At 73.4% G+C, this 20,812-nt stretch carries 16 protein-coding genes and 1 tRNA gene; 6 read left to right on the forward strand and 11 right to left on the reverse strand.

Features of this window, described 5'->3' with window-relative positions; translation table 11 throughout:
- The first annotated feature begins 18 nt into the window (after positions 1-18).
- Positions 19-1,461 (forward strand): GspE/PulE family protein, encoded by a 1,443-nt coding sequence (locus tag rosag_RS22530; protein WP_284352437.1) that lies wholly within the window; start codon positions 19-21, stop codon positions 1,459-1,461.
- Positions 1,462-1,534: 73 nt separating this feature from the next.
- Entirely contained in the window at positions 1,535-2,011 is a 477-nt protein-coding gene (locus rosag_RS22535; RefSeq protein ID WP_284352438.1) for an NUDIX domain-containing protein, read from the forward strand.
- A gap of 307 nt (positions 2,012-2,318) precedes the next feature.
- Here the strand turns inward: rosag_RS22535 and rosag_RS22540 are convergent, their stop codons facing one another.
- A complete protein-coding gene (locus tag rosag_RS22540) occupies positions 2,319-3,173 on the reverse strand; it encodes an acyltransferase (RefSeq protein ID WP_284352439.1) in 855 nt (284 codons plus the stop codon).
- Positions 3,174-3,421: 248 nt separating this feature from the next.
- Between rosag_RS22540 and rosag_RS22545 the strand changes: the two genes are divergently transcribed.
- A complete protein-coding gene (locus tag rosag_RS22545; RefSeq protein WP_284352440.1) occupies positions 3,422-5,815 on the forward strand; it encodes a TonB-dependent siderophore receptor in 2,394 nt (797 codons plus the stop codon).
- Between the two features lie 484 nt (positions 5,816-6,299).
- Here rosag_RS22545 and rosag_RS22550 read toward each other — a convergent pair whose 3' ends face one another.
- The 6 genes from rosag_RS22550 to tig all read right to left on the reverse strand — a co-directional run bounded on the left by rosag_RS22550 (position 6,300) and on the right by tig (position 14,420).
- The gene (locus rosag_RS22550) at positions 6,300-7,007 is read right to left on the reverse strand and encodes a hypothetical protein (protein WP_284352441.1); all 708 of its coding nucleotides are present in this window, start codon (positions 7,005-7,007) and stop codon (positions 6,300-6,302) included.
- Positions 7,004-7,696, reverse strand: a complete 693-nt coding sequence (gene yihA / locus rosag_RS22555) for a ribosome biogenesis GTP-binding protein YihA/YsxC (RefSeq protein WP_284352442.1) — start codon at positions 7,694-7,696, stop codon at positions 7,004-7,006. Before yihA ends, rosag_RS22550 begins: the two co-directional genes overlap by 4 nt.
- Positions 7,693-10,269 carry an endopeptidase La gene (gene lon, locus rosag_RS22560; protein WP_284352443.1) on the reverse strand — a complete coding sequence of 859 codons (2,577 nt, stop codon included), beginning with the start codon at positions 10,267-10,269 and terminating at the stop codon, positions 7,693-7,695. The genes yihA and lon overlap by 4 nt, the downstream gene beginning before the upstream one ends.
- A 404-nt stretch (positions 10,270-10,673) precedes the next feature.
- Complete coding sequence (gene clpX, locus rosag_RS22565) at positions 10,674-11,918, reverse strand: ATP-dependent Clp protease ATP-binding subunit ClpX (RefSeq protein WP_284352444.1); 1,245 nt, start codon at positions 11,916-11,918, stop codon at positions 10,674-10,676.
- 462 nt (positions 11,919-12,380) lie between these two features.
- Complete coding sequence (gene clpP, locus rosag_RS22570; RefSeq protein ID WP_309298193.1) at positions 12,381-13,013, reverse strand: ATP-dependent Clp endopeptidase proteolytic subunit ClpP; 633 nt, start codon at positions 13,011-13,013, stop codon at positions 12,381-12,383.
- Positions 13,014-13,181: 168 nt separating this feature from the next.
- The gene (gene tig / locus rosag_RS22575) at positions 13,182-14,420 is read right to left on the reverse strand and encodes a trigger factor (RefSeq protein WP_284352446.1); all 1,239 of its coding nucleotides are present in this window, start codon (positions 14,418-14,420) and stop codon (positions 13,182-13,184) included.
- A gap of 256 nt (positions 14,421-14,676) precedes the next feature.
- Between tig and rosag_RS22580 the strand changes: the two genes are divergently transcribed.
- From rosag_RS22580 to rosag_RS22590, 3 genes are all read left to right on the forward strand, one after another.
- Complete coding sequence (locus rosag_RS22580) at positions 14,677-15,261, forward strand: hypothetical protein (protein WP_284352447.1); 585 nt, start codon at positions 14,677-14,679, stop codon at positions 15,259-15,261.
- A 318-nt stretch (positions 15,262-15,579) separates the two neighbouring features.
- Positions 15,580-15,996, forward strand: a complete 417-nt coding sequence (locus rosag_RS22585) for a Bor family protein (protein WP_284352448.1) — start codon at positions 15,580-15,582, stop codon at positions 15,994-15,996.
- Between the two features lie 38 nt (positions 15,997-16,034).
- Entirely contained in the window at positions 16,035-16,427 is a 393-nt protein-coding gene (locus tag rosag_RS22590) for a Bor/Iss family lipoprotein (RefSeq protein WP_284352449.1), read from the forward strand.
- 260 nt (positions 16,428-16,687) lie between these two features.
- Here rosag_RS22590 and rosag_RS22595 read toward each other — a convergent pair whose 3' ends face one another.
- The 4 genes from rosag_RS22595 to rosag_RS22610 form a co-directional block, all read right to left on the reverse strand.
- Entirely contained in the window at positions 16,688-18,208 is a 1,521-nt protein-coding gene (locus rosag_RS22595; protein WP_284352450.1) for a phytoene desaturase, read from the reverse strand.
- Positions 18,208-19,182, reverse strand: coding sequence for a carotenoid biosynthesis protein (locus tag rosag_RS22600; RefSeq protein ID WP_284352451.1), 975 nt, complete (start codon positions 19,180-19,182; stop codon positions 18,208-18,210). The genes rosag_RS22595 and rosag_RS22600 overlap by 1 nt, the downstream gene beginning before the upstream one ends.
- Complete coding sequence (locus rosag_RS22605; RefSeq protein ID WP_284352452.1) at positions 19,179-20,219, reverse strand: phytoene/squalene synthase family protein; 1,041 nt, start codon at positions 20,217-20,219, stop codon at positions 19,179-19,181. Before rosag_RS22605 ends, rosag_RS22600 begins: the two co-directional genes overlap by 4 nt.
- A 157-nt stretch (positions 20,220-20,376) precedes the next feature.
- A tRNA-Leu gene (locus tag rosag_RS22610) sits at positions 20,377-20,457 on the reverse strand.
- Positions 20,458-20,812: the final 355 nt, after the last annotated feature.

The following is a 20,812-nucleotide window of genomic DNA, read 5'->3' on the forward strand; positions in this document are numbered from 1 at the left end:
TCCCGCGCCCATCGTCTCGTGAGCACTCGCCGTCCGCCGCCGCCAGCACCGCCCCGCGCGCCCGTCACCACCGAGCGGGCGGCGGCGGACGTCGTGCGGCTCGTGGAGCGGCTGGTCGAGGACGCGCTGCGCGCGGGTGCGAGCGACGTGCACGTCGAGACCGGGGAGGACGCCGTCCGCGTGCGGCACCGCGTGGACGGCGTGCTGCGGTCGGTGGAGACGCTGCCGCGCGACGTCGGGTTGCCGCTCGTGTCGCGGCTGAAGATCCTCGCCGGGTGCGACATCGCGGACCGGCTGCGGCCGCAGGACGGGCGGGCGCGCGTGCGCGTCGCCGCCGGTGTCGTGGACCTGCGGCTGTCGACGCTGCCCGCGGCGCGCGGCGAGAACGTCGTGCTGCGCCTGCAGGCGCCCGAGGCCGCGCCGGGGACGTTCGAGGCGCTGGGCTTCTCCAGCGGCGACGCGGCGCGCGTGGCGCAGCTGCTGGACGCGCGCGAGGGGCTCGTGCTGGTGACCGGGCCGACGGGCTCCGGCAAGACGACCACGCTCTACGCGGCGCTGGGGCGCATCCTGGCGCGCGGCGGCGTGAACGTCGTGACGGTCGAGGATCCCGTCGAGCGGCGGCTGCCGGGCGTCGTGCAGGTGCAGGTGAACGAGCGCACCGGGATGACGTTCGCGACCGCGCTGCGCGCGATCCTGCGGCAGGACCCGGACGTCGTGCTGGTGGGCGAGGTGCGCGACCGCGAGACGGCGGCGATCGCCGCGCAGGCCGCGCTCACGGGGCACCTCGTCCTGGCGACGCTGCACACCATCGACGCGGCGAGCGCGGTGACGCGCCTGGCCGATGTCGGCGTGGAGCCCAGCACGGTGGCCGCGGCGCTGCGCGGCGTGGTGGCGCAGCGGCTCGTGCGCCGGCTGTGCGGGAGCTGTCGGCGGCCGCGCGCGGCTGGATGGCGTGACGCGCGCCTGCGTGGCGTCGCGCCGGAGGGCGACGCGTGCTGGGTGGCGGCGGACATCGGCAACACGTGCGCGGCGTGCGGCGGCGCCGGGTACCGCGGGCGGCTCGCGCTGGTGGAGGTGCTGCGGGCCGGCGGGACCATCACGCGCCGCATCGCCGACGGGGCGGATGCGCCGTCGCTGGCGCACGCCGCGCACGCGCTCGGGATGACCACGCTGTGGGAGAGCGGCGCGGCCGCGGTGCGCGCCGGCGCGACGAGCGCCGAGGAGCTGCTGCGCGTCCTGGATCCGCCCGTGGAGCGCGTGGCGCCGGCCGCGGCACCGCACGCCGTGGGCGCTCCGGTCGGCGCGGCCACCGCACGTGTCGCGGAGCAACAGGTGACGCGGCCCGTGGAGCGCGAGCGGACCGTCGAGGCGCCGGCGCCGCTCCCCGATCTCGACGACACGTTCGAGCTGCTGCCGCTCGCGACGCGCTGCCGTCCGCCGTCGCCCGCGCCGCCAGCGTGACGCCGCCGGTTACGCACCCGTGGACAGGAGGCTAACTCTCGCGCGTGACCATCCTCACCAACAAGGCGGCGCGATGAGCGCCGGTCCCGAGCTGCGCGTCGGCGTCGTGGACGTCTACGTCGTGCATCCACGCCCCGGCGCGTGGCAAGTGCTCGTGCTGCGCCGCGCCGCGCAGGGCACGCGCTGCCCACTCGCGTGGGAGGCCGTGCACGGCCGCATCGAGCCGGGCGAGCGCCCCGAGCAGGCCGCACTGCGCGAGGTCGCGGAGGAGACGGGGCTCGCCGTCGAGCGCCTGTACAACGTGACGACGCAGGCGTTCTACCTGCACGGCATGGGCAGCGTGCAGGTGGCGGTCGCGTTCTGCGCGTTCGTCGCGGCGGCGGACGCACCGACGCTCGGTCCCGAGCACGGCGAGTTCGCGTGGCTGTCGCCCGAGGACGCGCGCGCGCGCCTCGCGTGGCCGCGCGAGCGCGAGGCGCTCGACCACGTGCTGCACCTGCTGGGTGGCGGCGATGCGGGACCGCTGGAGGACGTGCTGCGGGTCGTGTGACCTGCAGCGTCGAGCGGCGAGCGTCGAGCGTCGAGAGAGGCCCGCGCGGGAGCAGAGGACTGCGTGGAAATGCAGGCCACGCCCCGAGGCGAGTGAGCGCCGAGCGCCGAGCAGGTGCTCGCGCGACGACTTAGGGCGGGGCGCGGCGGGGGCGGGCGGAGGCGACCTGCGACCGTAGCAAGGAGACCCGATGCGCGGAGCGCGATCGGGGCTCCGCAGCGCAAGGTCGCCGGGAGCCGGAGCCCGTGCCCGCCGCGCCCCGCAGCGCACCGATCCCGTACGACAGGAATCGGCGCGCCAGACCAGATCAATCGCGCGACTTCTCGCGGGCGGCGGCCGAGACCCACGCCTCCTCGCGAGGCGCGTTGGGCTTGACGACGATGCTCTTCGCCGGGATCCCCACGTTCACGTGGTAGGGACGCACGTCCTTCGTCGCCACCGCGCACGCGCCCACCATCCCCTGCTCGCCGACGTGCACGCCCGCGAGCACCGTCGCGTGGTACGTCACGCGCACGCCGTCGCCGAGGACCGTCGTGACGTTCGTGACGTCGCGCTGCTCGACGATGCTGTGCGTGTGGCTGTAGACGTTCGCGTAGTCCGAGATCGAGACCTTGTTGCCGAGCACGATCCCGCCGCGGTCGTCGAGGAGGACGTGGCGGTGGACGACGACGTCGTCGCCGACCTCCATGTTGTAGCCGAACGAGAACTCGACGTGCTGGAAGCACTTGAAGTTGGCCCCGCAGCGGCGGAAGATCAGCGGCGCCAGCAGCCGGCGGAGCCGCACGCCGAGCTCCACGTGCTGGCCGCCGAGCGGTGAGCGGTCGAACGAGTACCAGAGCCAGAGCAGCGGCTTGACCGGCTGGAACTGCGCGTCGTCGCAGTCGGCGTAGTACTCGGGCTCCAGGGTGACGTTGCGCGGGTCGAGCGCGGAGAGCGCGAGCCGCGTCCCGAGCGGGATCGACTCGTCCACGAGCGCCTCCTCCAGCCGCGGCGCGAAGCCCGGGTAGAGCAGCTCGGCCAGCGTGTCGCGGCAGATGACCGCGCGCGCGTCGGGCGTGTCCGCGCCGGGGGCGTGCAGCCGCTCGGCCAGCCGGTCGAGCCAGGCGTCGGCGAGGGCGGCGGCGGGGCGGGGCGGCAGGCTGCGCAGCGGAAGGAAGGCCATCGGTCGGAGCCGGTCGGAGCGGTGGGCGTCGGGCGGACAGGGGACGCGCCCAAGGTAGCGCGGAAGGCGCAGGCGCGGGGCGGCGCGCGCGTGTCACGATCCGGCGCAGGCGCGCGAATCAATCCCGAATGGAATTGACGGGATTCGGTGGCCTGGGTACCATACCCGCCATTCCGAGTCACCCTGTCGGGATTCCCCTGTCGGGATTCTCCTGCCGGGATTCTCCCGCGCTCCTCGATCGCTCTCCCGTGCGTACTCTCGTCGTCTGTGGGCTGTGCTGCGCCGCCGGGCTGACCACCGCCCTGCCGGCCGCCCTGCGCGCCGCGCCGTCCGTCCTCCAGGGCCCGCAGGCCGCGGTGGCCGACACCGCCGCCACCGTGCGCCTCGACATCCCCGTCCAGCCGCTCGCCGACGCCCTCGCGGCGCTCGCGCGGCAGACCGGGCTCCGCCTGAAGGTCGAGGCGCCGCTCGCCGGCCTCCGCGCCGGCCCGGTCGTCGGCACCATGACGCCGGCCGAGGGGCTGCGCCGGCTGCTCGCGGGCTCCGGGCTCGCCGTGCGCTTCGCCGACGCTGGATCGGCCATCGTCGTGGCCGCGGGCGCCGCGCCCGTCGCTGGCAAGGCCGACGGCTACGCCCTCGGGCGTGTCCTCGTGACCGGCGAGGCTGCCCGCCGGCGCGGCTATGTGGCCTCGCGCACCCGGACGGCCACGAAGACCGACACGCCGCTGCGCGACACGCCGCAGGCCGTGACCGTCGTCTCGCGCGACCTCATCGCCGACCAGGCGATGCAGGGCATGCAGGATCTCGCGCGCTACGTGCCCGGCGTGACGATGGGGCAGGGCGAGGGGCACCGCGACGCGCCGACGATCCGCGGCAACAGCTCGACCGCGGACTTCTTCGTCGACGGCGTGCGCGACGACGCGCAGTACTTCCGCGACCTGTACAACGTCGAGCGCGTGGAGGCGCTGAAGGGCGCGAACGCGATGATCTTCGGGCGCGGCGGCGGCGGCGGCGTGATCAACCGCGTGAGCAAGGAAGCGCAGTGGGCGCCGACGCGCGCGCTGACGCTCACCGGCGGCGCGTTCGACCAGCGCCGCGGCGCGGTGGACGTCGGCCAGGGCTTCGGCACCGCCGTCGCCGCGCGCGTGAACGGCATGTACGAGCGCGCCGGCGGCTTCCGCGACCGGGCGGACCTGACGCGCTTCGGCGTCAACCCTACGCTCGCGCTGACCGCGGGCGCGCGCACGGTCGTACGCCTGGGGTACGAGTGGTTCGGCGACGACCGCAACGTCGACCGCGGCGTGCCGTCGTTCCGCGGCGCGCCGTCGGGCGGCGACCCGACGACGTTCTTCGGCAACCCGGACTCGAGCTACTCCGCGCTGCGCGTGCACGCCGGCACGATGACGGTCGACCACGAGGCCGGCCGCGGCGTGACGGTGCGCAACCGCACGCGCTGGGCGCGCTACGACAAGTTCTACCAGAACGTCTTCCCGGGCGCGGTGAACGCCGCCGGGACGCAGGTCGCGCTCTCGGCCTACGCCAACGCGACCGACCGCGCGAACCTGTTCAACCAGACGGACGTCACCTGGGCGGTGTCGACGGGGCGCGTGCGCCACACGCTGCTGGCGGGCGCGGAGCTCGGACGGCAGGCGAGCGACAACTACCGCGAGACGGGCTACTTCGGCGGCACCGCGACGTCGACGAGCGTGCCGTTCGCCAGCCCGACGGTGAGCATCCCGGTGACGTTCCGACAGAGCGCGACCGACGCCGACAACCGTGCGACGACGACGGTCGCCTCGGCGTACGTGCAGGACCAGGTCGCGCTGACGTCGCAGCTGCAGGCGGTCGTCGGCCTGCGCGCCGAGCGCTTCGACATCCGCTTCCAGAACCACCGCAACGGGCAGACGCTGCGTCGCGACGACCGCATGCTGTCGCCGCGCGCGGGGCTCGTCTACAAGCCGATGGAGCCGGTGTCGGTGTACGGCTCGTACGGCGTCTCCTTCCTCCCCAGCTCGGGCGACCAGTTCTCGTCGCTCACCGCGACCACGCAGACGCTGGAGCCCGAGCGCTTCCGCAACCGCGAGCTGGGCGCGAAGTGGGACGTGAATCGCGACCTCGCGCTCACGGGCGCGATCTTCCGCCTCGACCGCACGAACACGTCGGCGCCCGATCCGACGGACCCGACGCGCACGGTGCAGACGGGCAGCCAGCGCACGACGGGCTGGGAGCTGGGCCTCACGGGCCAGCTGACGGACCGCTGGCAGGTCGCCGGTGGCTACGCCGCGCAGCGCGCCGAGATCGTGAGCACGACGGCGGCGGCGAAGGCGGGGCAGACGGTCGCGCTGGTGCCGCGCGAGACCTTCTCGCTCTGGAACCGCGTGCGCGTCGCCCCGATCCTCTCGGCCGGCCTGGGCGTCGTGCAGCAGGCGAAGATGTACGCCGCGATCGACAACGCGGTGACGCTGCCCGGCTTCACGCGCGTGGACGGCGCGCTGTTCCTCTCGCTCGGCGCCCACGCGCGCGCGCAGCTGAATGTCGAGAACCTGCTCGACGCGCGCTACTACGCGACGTCGCACGGGAACAACAACATCATGCCCGGCGCGCCCCGCACGCTGCGCCTCACGCTCAGCACCGGGTTCTGAGCTCTGCGCTCGCGTGAACGCGCCCGCTCGTCCGTCGGGACGGGCGGGCGCGTTGGCGTTCAGGGCTCCGTGTGTGGCCCGAGGGCGGGTGGGAGCCCGCCGGCTCCGGCCGATCGCGGCCGCGGCGGAGCCGCCGCGCGCCCTGGGCGCGCGCGTCTCCTTGCTGCGATCGGAGCGTCGCTCGGCGATCTCCCACCCGCCCTCGGGCCCGAGGCGTGAGTGGTTCGCACACACCCTCGGCTGACGGGGGCGGCCGCGTCATGCCTGCGGCGTCGCGCACGGCGCGTGCGCATTCCGCGCCCGGCTCCCACGATCGAGCCTGGCGTGGAACGAACATGCGTGGGCACAGGCGACCTGCGACCGTAGCAAGGAGACCCGACGCGGAGCGATCTGGGGCTCCGCAGCGCAAGGTCGCTGGGAGCCGACGCCCACGCATGTTCGTTCCGCGCGGCGCACCGAGACCTCGCCCGGCGACGCCCGAGACCTAGCGGGGGCGCGGCGTTGCTGCGGCGGGCGCGGCGCTCGAACGGCCGGCGCGTGAGCGCACCAGGGCGCGCTCGCGCTCGACGCGGGGGAGGATCTGCCCGCTCCAGGTCGTGCCGTCCCGCGTGGTCTCGACGGTGAGCTCCAACGGCTGGTTCAGGTCCAGCGACCCGTCGAACACGTACAGCGCGCTCTGCACGTCGCGCTGCTGCAGCCGCTGCTCGCCGAAGCCGCGCGTCACCGGCACGACGTCCAGCGGGCGGAACTCGCGGCCCGCGTTCGTGAGGATCACCTCGAATGGGGAGAAGCGCGCCTCGCCCTGCTCGCGGCCGAAGAACGACACGTACCACACGCTGTAGCGCGGGTAGCGGTAGCGCTGGGCGATCGAGTCGAGCGCGACACGGCGGCTCGCCTGCAGGTCGCGCATCGCGCGGTACGAGTCGGGCGCGAGCAGGCGGATGAAGCTCTCATCCAGCGGCAGCAACTGCACCGTCGTGCCGCCCACGAGCGAGACGCGCACCGCGAGGTCCTGCTGCCGCAGCGTGCCGAAGCCCGGCGGCAGCAGCGTGGCGGTGCTCGTGTCGCCCGCCAGTGCGCCGCGCGTTGCCGGTGCGGGCGCCGCGCCGGGCGCGCCGGCGGTGCCCGCGCATGCCGACGCACCGATCGTCAACGCGAGCGCGCCGAGTCGTCGGACCGTCTCGCGCGTCACGGCGCCTCGTCCTCGCGGCGCGGCGCGTCCGTCGGCACCGCGTCGTCATCCTCGCTCGCGGGCGCCGGCTCCGGCTCGCGCCACGCGGGCTGCGCGACCAGGTCCGCGATCGCCGACGCGAGCTCGTCGCGGCCCTCGCCCGTCACCGCGCTGAACGGGATGATCTGCGATTCCTCCATCCCCAGCGCCGCCGCCGTCGCGAGCACGCGCGCGGACGCTTCGGCGCGCTTCATCTTGTCGACCTTGGTGGCGACGATGATCGTCGGCACCTCGATCTCGCTCAGGAAGTCGAGCATCTGCAGGTCGTCGCCGCTCGGGTCGTGGCGCACGTCGAGCAGCTGCACCACGCCCTGCAGGCGCGGGCTGTGGCGCAGGAAGCCCTCGATCAGCGGGCGCCACTCGGCCTTCCGCTCCTTCGAGATGCGCGCGTAGCCGTAGCCCGGCAGGTCGACGAGCGCGAACTGCCCGTTGACGTCGAAGAAGTGGATCTCGCGCGTGCGGCCCGGCGTGTTGCTGACGCGCGCCCATCCCTTGCGGCGCACCAGCTTGTTGATGAGCGACGACTTGCCGACGTTCGAGCGGCCGCTGAACGCGACCTCGGGCAGCCGCGGCTCGGGGCGCCAGCCGTCGGGCGACGACATCGGGCCCAGGTAGTCGAGCCGGCGGATCACCAGCGGGTCGGCGCTCATGCGTTCTCCTGGCGGGGCGCGTCGAGCGCCACGGTGGGGCGGCGCGACGGCTTGCGCGTCCGCGTCTCTGGCGTGCGCGGCTCGGGCGTGCGCGCCGTCTCGCGCCGCCGCGCCCGCGTCGCGCGATCGGGCGTGACGGCGTCGCGCGCGACCGGTGCCGCCGCGGGCTGCGCGCGCAGTGCGACGGCCAGCACGTCGTCCATCGTCGCGACGGGATGCCACGTGACGCCGGCGCGCACGTCGGCCGGCAGCTCGTCGAGCGCGCGCGCGTTGCCACGCGGCACGACGACGTGCGCCACGCGATGGCGATGCGCCGCGACGCCCTTCTCCTTCAACCCGCCGATCGGCAGCACGCGGCCGCGCAGCGTCAGCTCGCCGGTCATCGCGACGTCGCCGCGCACCGGCACGCCGGTGAGCGCGCTCACGAGCGCGGTCGCGATCGTGATGCCCGCCGACGGGCCGTCCTTCGGCGTCGCGCCCGCGGGGATGTGCACGTGCACGTCGCGCGTGCGGTGGAACTCCGGGTCGACGCCGATCGCGGCCGCGCGTGCGCGCACCCAGCTCACCGCGGCGCTCGCGCTCTCCTTCATCACATCGCCCAGCGTGCCGGTGAGCTGCACGCGGCCGCGGCCGGGCACAACGCTCACCTCGACCTCCAGCAGCTCGCCGCCGGCGGCCGTGTACGCGAGCCCGTTGCACACGCCCACCTTGTCCTCCAGCGACGCGGCATCGTCGTCGAACGGCGCGGCGCCGAGCAGGGACGGCAGGTCGGCCGTCGTGACGGCCAGCGGTGCGGGCGCACTCGGCGCCGGCTTCGGGCGGCCGCGCTTCGGTGCCGGCTTCGTCTCCGTGAGCGCTTCCGCGCGGCGCCGCGCGAGCTTGCGCGCCACGCGCCCCACGCGCCGCTCCAGGTCGCGCACGCCCGCCTCGCGCGTCCAGCCGCGCACGATCGCCGGCAGCACGTCGGGCGCGAGCGTCACCATCGCGGGATCGAGCCCGCACTCGCGCAGCTGCCGGGGTACCAGGAAGCGCTCGGCGATCGCCAGCTTCTCGGGCTCCAGGTAGCCGGGGATGCGCACGATCTCGAGGCGGTCGCGCAGCGGCTCGGGGATCTGCGACAGCCCGTTCGCCGTCGTCACGAACAGCACGCGCGACAGGTCGTACTCGACCTCGACGAAGTGGTCGCTGAACGCGTCGTGCTGCTCGGGATCGAGCACCTCCAGCAGCGCCGCCGCGGGATCGCCGCGCCAGTCGCTCCCCATCTTGTCGATCTCGTCGAGCAGCATCACCGGATCGACCATGCCCGCGCGCCGCATCGCCTGCAGGATGCGCCCCGGCATCGCGCCGACGTAGGTGCGGCGGTGCCCGCGGATCTCGGCCTCGTCGCGCACGCCGCCGAGCGAGACGCGGACGAACGGGCGGCCCGTGGCGCGCGCGATGGAGCGCGCGAGCGACGTCTTGCCGACGCCCGGCGGTCCCACGAGGCAGAGCACCGGCGGACGCGGCTCGTCGCGGCCCGCGTCGTCGTCGCGCTGCCGCAGCGCGAGCACCGCGAGGTGGTCGAGGATGCGCTCCTTCACGTCCTCGAGCCCGTGGTGGTCGGCGTCGAGCGCGGCGCGCGCGGCGCGCAGGTCCACCGGCGCGTCGGGCGCGACGGCGCGCGTGTGCCACGGCAGCGCGAGCAGCCAGTCGAGGTAGCTGCGCACGACGGTCGCCTCGGGCGACGTGGGCGCCATGCGCCGCAGCCGCCGCACCTCGCGCAGCGCGCGCTCCTCGGTGGCCGCGGGCAGCCGCGCCTCGCGCACCGACGCCTCCAGCGCCGCGACGTCGTCGCCGTCGTCGTGCCCCAGCTCGTGGTGGATCGCCTTCAGCTGCTCGGTGAGCCAGAACTCGCGCTGGTGCTGCGACACGGCGCCGCGCACGCGCTCGTCGATCGAGTGCCCGAGCCGCAGCAGCACGGCCTCGCCCGCGATCGCCTCCGCGAGCCGCGCCAGCAGCGCGGCCAGGTCGGGCGCCTCGAGCAGCGCCTGCCGCGCGTCGACCTTCACGTCCAGGTGCGCGGCGATTCCCCACGCCTGCCGCTCCAGCGACGGCGCCTCGCGCACCACGGCCACGACCTCGGGCGGGATGCGGCGCTGCAGCGCGACGTAGTCCTCGAACGCCGCCAGCAGGTGCGTCGCCGCCGCGCGGCGCGCGTCGTCCTCCTCCTCCCCCTCGGTCACGGTGGGGAAGGGGACCACCGCCGCGCGCAGCGCGCCGCCCGCGTTCCCCGGCACGGCCTCGATGCCCGTCACGCGCACGCGCGACAGCGCCTCGACCAGCACCTTCACCGAGCCGTCGGGCAGTCGGCTCAGATGCTCGACGCGCGCGACGACGCCCACGTGGTGCAGGTCGTCGGGCCCGGGGACGTCGGTCGTCGGGTCGCGCTGCGCCAGCAGCGCCAGCTGCCGCCCGCCCTGCGCCGCCAGCTCGACGGCCGCGAGCGACGCGGCCCGGCCGACGAGGAGGGGCGTCGCGACGGAGGGAAAGACGATTACGTCGCGCAGCGGGACGACGGGAAGCAGCTCGCTCATACCGCCAATCTAGCGTGCCTTCGAGTCTGCCGGCTCAGCCCGCGCCCACCCGCTCACGCCGCGCCACCTGGTGGTCGCGCGGGCAGCCCGTGCGCCTCTCGGGCCTGCGTCGCACGCGGGCCTCGCTCGCACGCCCGCGCACTTCGGTTGCGCGCCCGCCTGCCGACGCGACGGAGGTTGGGGCCGGGTGGGGCGAGGGGGATCGCCGAGCGACCTGAAAATGGCGCGTGCGGAGATCCGACGCGCGCCGCGCCGTCGGGGCTCCGCCGCGCCATTTTCCGAGCCGGCGACGCCCCCTCGCCCCATCCGGCCACGAGCCCAACCCAACCGAGCCCCCGAAACGCAGAACGCCCGCCCCGCAGCGAGCGAGGGCGGGCGTCCACGACGAGCGAGCCGCGAACGACTCAGGCCTCCTTCTTCACGCGCTTGGGGGCCAGCTCGATCAGCGGCGGCGCGCCGTGCGTGATGCACCCCTCCGTGACCTTGACCTCGACCACGTCCTCCCGCGTCGGCAGGTCGAACATCACGTCCAGCAGCGACTCCTCGAGGATCGCCCGCAGGCCGCGCGCGCCGGTGCCGCGCTTGAGCGCCTTCGCCGCCACCGCGCGCAGCGCGCTCTCCTCGAACGTGATCTTCACGCTCTCCAGGTCGAAGAGCTTCGCGTACTGCTTCGTGAGCGCGTTCTTCGGCTCCTTGAGGATGCGCACCAGCGCGTCCTCGTCGAGCGCCTCGAGCGGCACCGCGACCGGCAGGCGGCCCACCAGCTCGGGGATCAGGCCGTAGCGCAGCAGGTCCTCCGGCTCGACCTCCTCGAACGGGTTCTTCGACTTGGCCTTCGCCTCGGCGTCGGGCTTGCCCGTGAAGCCGATCTGCCGGCGGCCGACGCGCGCCTCGATGATCTTCTCCAGCCCGTCGAACGCGCCGCCGCACACGAAGAGGATGTCCTTCGTGTTGATCTGGATGTACTCCTGCTGCGGGTGCTTGCGGCCGCCCTGCGGCGGCACGCTGGCGACGGTGCCCTCGAGGATCTTGAGCAGCGCCTGCTGCACGCCCTCGCCGCTGACGTCGCGCGTGATCGACGGGTTCTCGCTCTTGCGCGCGATCTTGTCGATCTCGTCGATGTAGACGATGCCGCGCTCGCACTCGGCGACGTTGAAGTCGCCCGCCTGCAGCAGCCGCACGAGGATGTTCTCGACGTCCTCGCCGACGTAGCCCGCCTCGGTCAGCGTCGTCGCATCCGCGATCGTGAACGGCACGTCGAGGATGCGGGCGAGCGTCTGCGCCAGCAGCGTCTTGCCGACGCCGGTGGGGCCCACGAGCAGGATGTTCGACTTGTCGAGCTCCACCTCGTCGTCGCGGACGCTGGCGGAGTTGATGCGCTTGTAGTGGTTGTAGACCGCGACCGCGAGCGCCTTCTTCGCGCGCTCCTGGCCGATCACGTACTGGTCGAGGACGTCCTTGATCTCGGTGGGCGTCGGGACCTGGGTGATCGCCTCGGCGACCTCACGCTCCTCGTCCTCGGCCAGGATCTCGTTGCAGAGGGCGATGCACTCGTTGCAGATGTAGACGCTCGGGCCGGAGATGAACTTCCGGACCGAGTCCTTCGACTTTCCGCAGAACGAGCAGCGCAGGTGTTTGTCGTGCGACATGGCGGCTGGGGCGGAGCGGGAGCGGCGGTGGACGAGGTGCGGGAGGCGGGGAGCACCTCGGCGACACCGGACGGCCCCCACGGACACGTAATAGTCTCGGTCGCGGACGGTCAAGCATGAGTGCCGCGCGCCCGCGCGGCCGCGACTGACCGCGTGCGCAGGCAAGGATCGATCGTGTACGGACTTCCGTGCACGGACCCCTGACGCGCGTCCCGCGAACGAGGCACTGGGGACCGCGCGCCCGCAAGGCCTTGCACGGGCGCGCGGGGGCGGCACGGGGTCCGTGGTGACGCGCGCCGCGCCGTGCGTGACGGCGCGGGCGTCGGTCGGCGCGGGTCGGCGCCGCGGCGCCACCGGCGAGGCGGCGCGTGCTGGTGCGCTCTCCGGGACGCACATGGGGCCCGGCCGCCGAGCTCTGCGGCCGGGCCCCACGCGCGCCGGACGGCGCTGGTCAGTGACGGATCAGGTGCTCGTGACGGTCGGCTGCGCCGACGCCTCGACGATCTCGCCGCGCGTCGTCACGATGTTGTCGACGATCCCGTACTCCTTCGCCTCGTCCGCCGACATGTAGCGGTCGCGGTCGAAGTCGCGCTCGATGCGCTCGGTCGGCTGGCCGGTGTGCTTGGCCATGAGCTCGTTCATCTTCGTGCGGAGATACAGGATCTCGCGCGCCGCGATCTCGATGTCCGCCGCCGTGCCCTGCGACCCGCCCGAGGGCTGGTGCATCATGATGCGCGCGTGCGGCAGCGAGAAGCGCTTGCCCTTCGCGCCGCCGGCCAGCAGGAAGCAGCCCATGCTCGCCGCCATGCCCATGCAGATCGTGCTCACGGGCGACGACAGGTGCTGCATCGTGTCGTAGATCGCGAGCCCCGCGCTCACGCTGCCGCCCGGGGAGTTGATGTACAGGTGGATGTCCTTCCCCGGGTTGTCCGCCTCGAGGAAGAGCAGCTGCGCGATGATGATGTTGGCGACGTCGTCGTTGATCGGCGTGCCGAGGAAGACGATGCGATCGAGCAGCAGGCGCGAGAAGATGTCGTACGTCCGCTCGCCGCGGCTGGAGCGCTCGATGATGTAGGGCGTGTAGATCGTGGGCATGGGCTCGTCGTCGTCGTCGTGGTCCAGGGTCGGCATGAGCGCCTCACTGCGCAATCGACGCGTCGGGCGGGCGGTTCCGCAACTCCCCCGAACGGGCAACAGCCCCTCCGGGAGGTCGGACCGCACGCGCGCATCGTGCACGCGCGCGCGGCCCCCGACGACCATCTCTTACCCCAGCGTGTTCCGCGCCTTGAGCCAGTCGAACACCTTGCGCTCGGTGATGCCGTGCTCGATCTCGTTCAGCCGGTTCGCCTTCTGCAGCGCCGCGTAGATCTGGCCCGGGTCGACGTTGCGCGCCTGCGCCATCGTCTGCACTTCCTCGTCCACGTCCGCCTCGGTCGCGCTCAGCCCATGCTGCTTGGCGAGCGAGTCGACGACCATGTCGCGGCGCACCTGGCGCTCCGCGATCGCGCGGAACTCCTGCGCGAAGCGGTCGTGGTCCGCCTCGGGGATCTGGTACGCCTGCGCGTAGCTCTGCGTCAGCTGCTTCACCCAGCTCGGCGGGATCTCGAACTGGTTCGCGTCGATGATCGCGTCCAGCAGCTTGGCGCGCGTCTCCGCGTCGGCCTCGCGCGTCGCGTTCGCCTGCAGGTCCTCGCGCACGGCGGCCGTCAGCGCGTCCACCGAGTCGAAGTCGCCCAGCTCGCGCGCGAACGCGTCGTCCATCACGGGCGCCGTCTTGCGCTTCACCTCCTTCACCGTGACGCGCGAGAGCTTGCTCGCGCCGCGCTGCGCCTCGTCGGGGAAGTCGTCCGGCCACTTCACGGCGCGCTCCACGGTCTGGCCGGGCGCGGCCTCCATGATCAGCTCCTCGATCCCCGGGATCGCCTGCTGCTGGCCGATCGTGATGCGGTACTCCTTGCCGGCCGGCATCGTCCCGTCCTCGTCGGCCGTCGCCAGCTCCACCGTCACCATGTCGCCCGGCGCCGGCTTCTCCTCGACGGGCGCCCAGCTCGCCTTCTGGTCGCGCAGCGCGTCGAGCTGCTGCTGCACCATCTCCTCCGTCACCTCGCTCGACGGGCGCTCCACGGAGAAGCCCTCGACCTTCTCGAGCGTGATCTCGGGGCGGACCTCGAAGTGGAACGTGAAGGTCAGCGGCTCGCCCGCCTCGAACTTCAGGTCGTGGATGTGCGGCTGCGTGATCGGCTCGAGCTTCTCCTGCGCCATGACCTGCTGGTACGCCTCCTGGACGAGCGTCTGGAGGGTGTCCTGGCGGATCTCGGTCGCGAAGCGCTTGCGCACCATCGCCGCGGGCGCCTTGCCGGGGCGGAAGCCGGGGAGGCGGGCCTGCGACGCGTAGCGGCGCGCGGTGCGCTCCTCGGCGGCCTGCACGGCCTCGGCGGGGATCGACACCTCGAGGTGTCGCTCGGCGCCGGCGCTCTCCTTCTGCGTGATCTGGATGTCCATGGTCGGTTCAAGCCGCGCTCCACGGGGAGCGCACTCGGCAAAGGTGCGGGCTGAGACGGGCAGAGCGTCGCGTGCCCGGCAATGGCCGGTCCGCGACGCTCCGCCCCACAAGCTAACCCCGCCCCTCTGACGATAGAAGCACGGCCCCGGCGCCCCCCGCTCGGGGGACCCTCTGGAGCCTGCGCTCGGGTGCGGGGTACGTTGCGAGCCGGGCCCGGCCGGACACCGGGCCGACGTCCCCCTCACCCCAGTGCCCATGCCCCTCTTCCGTCAGCGTCCGGCGCTCGCCGCCGCCAGCGCGACCCTCGCGGCCGTGACCTTCGCCGCCGCGTCGCTGGACGCGCAGACGCCGCCGCCCCCGCCCGATCCGGGCCCGTGGCGTCAGGCCATCGCCGTCAACGCGCTCGCGCTCCCCTTCGGGCTGTTCTCGGCCGAGTACGAGGCGGCGCTCGCGAGCCCGGGCTTCACGCTGGGGATCGGCGGCTCGTGGCTCACCACGGGCGACGATCGGGACAGCTGGGTCTCGGCCAAGGCGCTGTACTACCCGGGCGAGCGTCCCTTCCGCGGCTTCTCGGTCGGCCTCACGGCCGGCGTCCACTCGGCGCGCAACGACGACAACTTCGTCTGCACCTTCGGGTGCAGCGGCGACGTGCCGCGCCGCACGGCCACCGCGCCCACGGCCGGCGTCATCGTCAGCTACGACTGGCTGCTCGGCCGCCAGGAGAAGTTCCGGGTCGGCATCGGCGCGGGGGCCAAGCGCGTGCTGCGCGACGTCAACGACGGCAGCCCGCTGGAGCAGGTCTATCCGGATGGGCGCTTCGTGATCGGCGTGGCGTTCTGAGCCCGGCCCGCCGGACCCGAACGGCGTTGGCAAGGATAGGATCGGGTAGCGTCTGATAACGGCGGATGGCTCCGCATGGTGCGACGTCCCTCGTCACCACGCGGAGCCATCCGCCGTTATCAGACCTTCTCGGACGTTCATCCTTGCCGCCGTTCGTGGTTTGGGTCCGGCGCGGCGGAGGGAGGCCTTCGAATTGGGTCGGAATGAGGATGGCGCCATGACACCGACCGTCATAGAATGGCGGCGAGTCGTTGACCATCCGTTCACGTTGGGCGGGACGACTCGTTGGTCCTCACCAACTTCCTTCCGATCACCGATATGAGGCTCCTCCGGATCACCTCCCTGGCGCTCGCGGCCCTCGCGTCGTCCGGTTGCTACCACGCGGTCGTCGAGACCGGCCGTCCCGCGGGCGGCACGATCGTCTCGCGCCCCTGGACCCCGACGTTCCTCTGGGGCCTGGTCGCCGCGCCCGAGATCAACGTCGCCTCGCAGTGCCCGCGCGGCATCGCGAAGGTCGAGACGCAGATGAGCTTCGTGAACGGCCTCGCCAGCTTCGTGACGCTCGGCGTCTACACGCCGCGGACCGTGACGGTCACGTGCGCCAGCGGCAGCGCGTCGACGGGCGGCGGCACGATCGAGGTCGCCGGCACCGACCTGCAGGCGCGCCTGACGGCGATGAACGCCGCCACGGCCACCGCGGTGCGCACCGGCGAGCCGGTGTTCGTCCAGTTCTGAGCGTCCGACACCGACTCTCCTCTCGAGGATTCCGATCCATGCGTCGTCTCTCTCCGATCCTGCTCGCCTGCGCGGCGATGCTCTCCGCAGGGTGCTACCGCATCACCGTGCAGTCGGGCGCTCCGGCGGCCGCCACGCCCGCGGTGAACATCCCCTGGGCCCACGGCTTCGTGTACGGCCTCGTGCCGCCGTCGCCGGTCAATGTCTCGTCGCAGTGCCAGCAGGGCGTGGCGACGGTCGTCACGCAGCAGAGCTTCATCAACGGCCTCGCGCAGTTCCTGACGTGGAGCCTGTACTCCCCGCAGACCATCACCGTGACCTGCGCGACGGGCCCGGTGCGCACGTCCGCGATCTCGACGCAGGCCCCGACCGTCGCCGTGCGCGCCGACTCGGCCGCCGTCGCGACGCGCGAGGTGCAGGCGAAGCGCTGACCGACCCGGCGCGCTCGTAGCAGCACGACGGGGCGGCGGCCATCTCGGCTCGCCGCCCCGTTCTCGTTCGATGGGACACTCCGTCGTGCCGGACCCCTGTGTCCGTTGGTGAGGATCCGGATGCTCCGGATGCGACGGATCCGACGGATCGCTCCGCTCGGGTGCACGGGACGCCGTCGCCGCGTGGAGCGATCCGAAAGATCCGTTCCTATCCGGAGGATCCGCATCTCCCCATAGACAAAAGAGTCCGGCGCGCCTGGCTATCGTCCCGTAGCAATCGCTTCGTCGTGCGACCTCGCGGATGCCGCATCGCGCGCCTCGCCGATCAGCTCCGCCACGATCTTCCCCGAGCTCATCACCCCCGGCAGCCCCGCGCCCGGATGCGTGCCCGCGCCGGCGAAGTACAGGTTGTCGACGTCCTCGCTCCGGTTGTGCGGGCGCATCCACGCGCTCTGCATCAGCGTCGGCTCCACCGAGAACGCGCTGCCCAGGTAGGAGTTGAGCGTCCCCTCGAAGTGCAGCGGGTCGATGCGGTGCTCGGTCACGACGTGCTTCGACAGGTCGGGCAGGTACCGCTCCTCCAGCGAGCGCATGATCGCGTCGCGGTAGCGCGACGCCGCCTGGCGCCAGTCGGTGTCGCCGCCCAGGTGCGGCACGGGCGACAGCACGTACCACGCGTCGCACCCCGGCGGCGCGAGCGACGGATCGGTCGCCGTGGGGCGGTGCAGGTAGAGCGAGAAGTCCTCCGCCAGCCGCTTCCGCCCGAAGATGTCGTCCAGCAGGCCGCGGTAGCGCGGACCCATCAGGATCTCGTGGTGGGCCATGTGCTCGTAGCGCCGGTCCGTGCCGAAGTAGATCACGAACAGCGACATCGAGTACTTCATGCGCTTCACGCGCGCGTCCGTCATCCGCCGGCGCGCCGCGGGCGCCACCATCTTGAGGTACGTCGAGGCGACGTCGGCGTTGCTCACCACCGCGTCCGCGCGCAGCCGCGTGCCGTCGGCCAGCCGCACGCCCGTCGCGCGGCGGCGCGTGGCGTCGACCTCGATCTCCGCGACGTCGGCCTCCAGCCGCAGCTCGCCGCCCAGCTCCTCGAACAGCCGCACGAACGCCTGCACGAGCGCGCCCGTGCCTCCCATCGCGAACCACACACCCCAGCGCTGCTCCAGCGTGTGGATCAGCGTGTAGATCGACGTCGTCTGGAACGGGTTGCCGCCCACCAGCAGCGGGTGGAACGAGAAGACCTGTCGCAGGCGCTCGTCCCGGATGTGGCGCGCGACGTAGCTGGCGACGCTGCGGTCGGCGCGCAGGCGCACGAGGTCGGGCAGCACGCGCAGCATGTCGCGCAGCTTCAGGAACGGCTTGTCGATCAGCCCGAACCCCGTCTCGAAGATCGCGTCGCCGCCCGCGAAGAATCGCTCGTATCCCGCGACGTCGTCGGGGTTGAAGCGGCGAATCTGCTCGACGATCGACGCGCGGTTCCCGTCGTAGCGGAAGACGGAGCCGTCCGGGAAGCGGATGTTGTAGAACGGGTCGCACGGCACGAGCGACACGTAGTCCTCGGTGCGGCGGCCGGCGACCGCGAACAGCTCGTCGATGAGCCACGGCGCCGTGATGATCGTCGGTCCGCCGTCGAAGGTGAAGCCGTCCTGCCGGTACACGTACGCGCGTCCGCCCGGCTGGTCGCGCCGCTCCAGGATCGTGACCTCGTGCCCCTGCGCCTGCAGGCGGATCGCGGCGCTCAGGCCGCCGAAGCCCGAGCCGATGACGAGGATCCGCATCAGGACGGGATCCCGACGACGCTCGGCGCTCGTCGCTCGGCGCTCGCTCCGTCGTCGGGCAGCGTGAGCGCCGAGCGCGGAGCGCCGAGCGTCGAGGGCGCGCGCAGTGCGAGCGCGAGCGGCAGCGCCATCGCGACGAAGCCCAGGATCACCGCCCACCACATCCCGTACCGCGCGCAGATCGTCAGCGGCAGCACGCCGTTCACCGCGTACAGCGCCAGCGGAAAGCGCGACGGCGCCACCAGCCGCGCCCACGCGCTCGGCGGCACGACCGCCAGCATCACGCGCGCGACGACGGTGCCCGTCAGCAGCCAGCCGAGCCAGTTCGAGAGCGGCATGCCGTAGAACAGGTCGCTCACGAACACGCGCTGCAGCGTCGTCTGCTGCGCCTCGGGCGCGAGGTGCCAGAGCCAGTGCGCCGTGCGCACCATCGCGGGATCCATCGACACGTCCCACGCGGTCAGCACGAGCCCCGCGACGGCTGCCCACCGTGCCTTGCTCCATCCATCATCCGCGACGCGCAGGATGCGCCCGCAGATCGCGAGCGAGCAGTAGAGCATGAAGAACCACGACGTCGGGATGTTGAACGGCACCAGCCCGGCGACCTTCCAGCCCAGCAGCCCGCTGTACGCGTACGGTCCGAACGGGTAGCCCGTGGCGGTCCCCGACAGCTCCGATGCGAGCGAGATCGAGAAGCCGAGCACGAAGATCAGCAGCGCGCGCCGCGCGCCGAGCTTCCCGGCGGCGTGCAGCAGCCCCGCCAGCGCGCCGAGCACCACCGTCGTCGCGGGCCCGAACGTCCAGCCGATGCGCAGCGCCTGCTGGTTGGCCGGCTCCTGCAGCCATGCCGGCGGTGGACCCGACAGGAAGGTCGCGAACGCGACGGCCGAGAAGACGCTGAGCGCGGCGTGCGCGGCGAGACAGATGCCGGCGGCGCGGACCAGCGCCGGCGAGGACGTGTGCGTCGTGCTCACGCGAGCTTCACCAGGTCGGTCGGGCGGTGGTGCGTGGCGTGACCACCGCCCGCGACGGCGAGCGCGGTGGGGCAGAGGTCCCACTCGGGCGCCGCGTCGCGCACGCGGTCGGCGCCCGGCCGCGCGTCGCCGGCGCGCAGTCGCCACGCGCGCCACAGCACCTCCGCGCGCGCGGCGGCTCCCACGCGCGCGCGCTGGGCGATCGTGTCGTAGCCGAGGCGCTCGATCGCGCCGAGGATGCTCGCGTAGCCCGTCGCGCAGGCGAGCGCGCACCGCTGCGCGTCGGGGGAGAGCAGGGCGATCCCCGGAAGCGCCGCCTCGTAGAGCGAGCGTGCGCGACCGACGGCGAACGCCATGAACGGCCGCCACCGCTCGTCGCGCGCGAGGTCGGCGCGGTGCAGCACGTCGTCCACGCCGAGCCCGAACGCCGCCAGGTCCTCGGCCGGGAGGTAGCAGCGGCCGCGCCGCGCGTCCTCGCCCACGTCGCGCAGGATGTTCGTGAGCTGCATCGCGACGCCGAGGGTGCGCGCGTAGCGCAGCGCGCGCTCGCGCATCGCGGGCCCGCCCGGCACGCCGAAGACGTGGGTGCACATCTCGCCGACCGTGCTCGCGACGCCCTCGCAGTAGGTCACGAGCGCGCGCCAGCTCTCGTAGCGCACCGGCTGCAGGTCGCGCGCGACGCCCGCGAGCAGCTCGCGCAGGACCGTCGGCGGCACCGCGTGCCGGTCGAGCACGCGGTGCAGCTCGCGGAAGACCGGCCCCTCGGGCCGTCCGGCGAGCGTGGCTTCGAGCGCGAGGGCGTAGTCGTCGAGCTGCCGGGCGACGGCGACCGGGCCGGCGAGCGGGGCGGCGTCCACCAGGTCGTCGGCGACGCGGCAGAAGGCGTAGAGCGCGTACGCCGCGCGGCGCTTCTCCGGCGGGAGCAGCCAGCTCGCGTAGTGGAAGGTGCGCGCGTGCCCCTGGACGATGCGGGCACACCAGCGCGCGTCGTCGCCGGGCGCGACCGTCGGGAACGCCGCGGAGCTCGAGTCGGGCATCACGATGCGGGAAGCGGGGACCGCGCGGCGCGCGGCGCCGCGGTGACCGCCGCCCCCGGCGGGGGCGACGTCGCTCCGGACAAACGTGTGCTGCGTTCGCAGGTTCCCGGCCGCCCGCGTCGGCCCGGTCCTGTTCGCGTCCTGTTCGCGCGCTCCATGCTCGGGGCGGGACTCGAACCCGCACGCCTCTCGGCACCAGATCCTAAGTCTGGCGCGTCTGCCATTTCGCCACCCGAGCCGCGGCCGCGCCGGCGTGTGCTGCCGCCGGCGGGCTGATGGAAGGTAGCCCGCGCCCGGCGGCGCCACATCCCCGGCACTTCGTACGGCCCGTGAACATTCCCGGCGTCGCGAGCGTGCTTGACAGCCCCCGCGCACGCGTGGTATTCCCTGCGAAGACGCAACCCCACGCGCCTGCCGCGCATCACCGTCCGGTGGTGGCGCGCCGTGGACGCTGCGCGCTCACGGCGTCGCGACGCCGTGTCACTCGATGCGGCTGTTCCGGGTGCTCGCCGCACCCGTTCGCCGGCGGCCCATGCGGGCCGCCTTTCGTGTACCGACGCTTCGGGAAGGGAGACGCATGCGCACGAGACCTC

Source organism: Roseisolibacter agri (assembly GCF_030159095.1).
In the GTDB taxonomy this organism is placed as follows: Bacteria; Gemmatimonadota; Gemmatimonadetes; order Gemmatimonadales; family Gemmatimonadaceae; genus Roseisolibacter; species Roseisolibacter agri.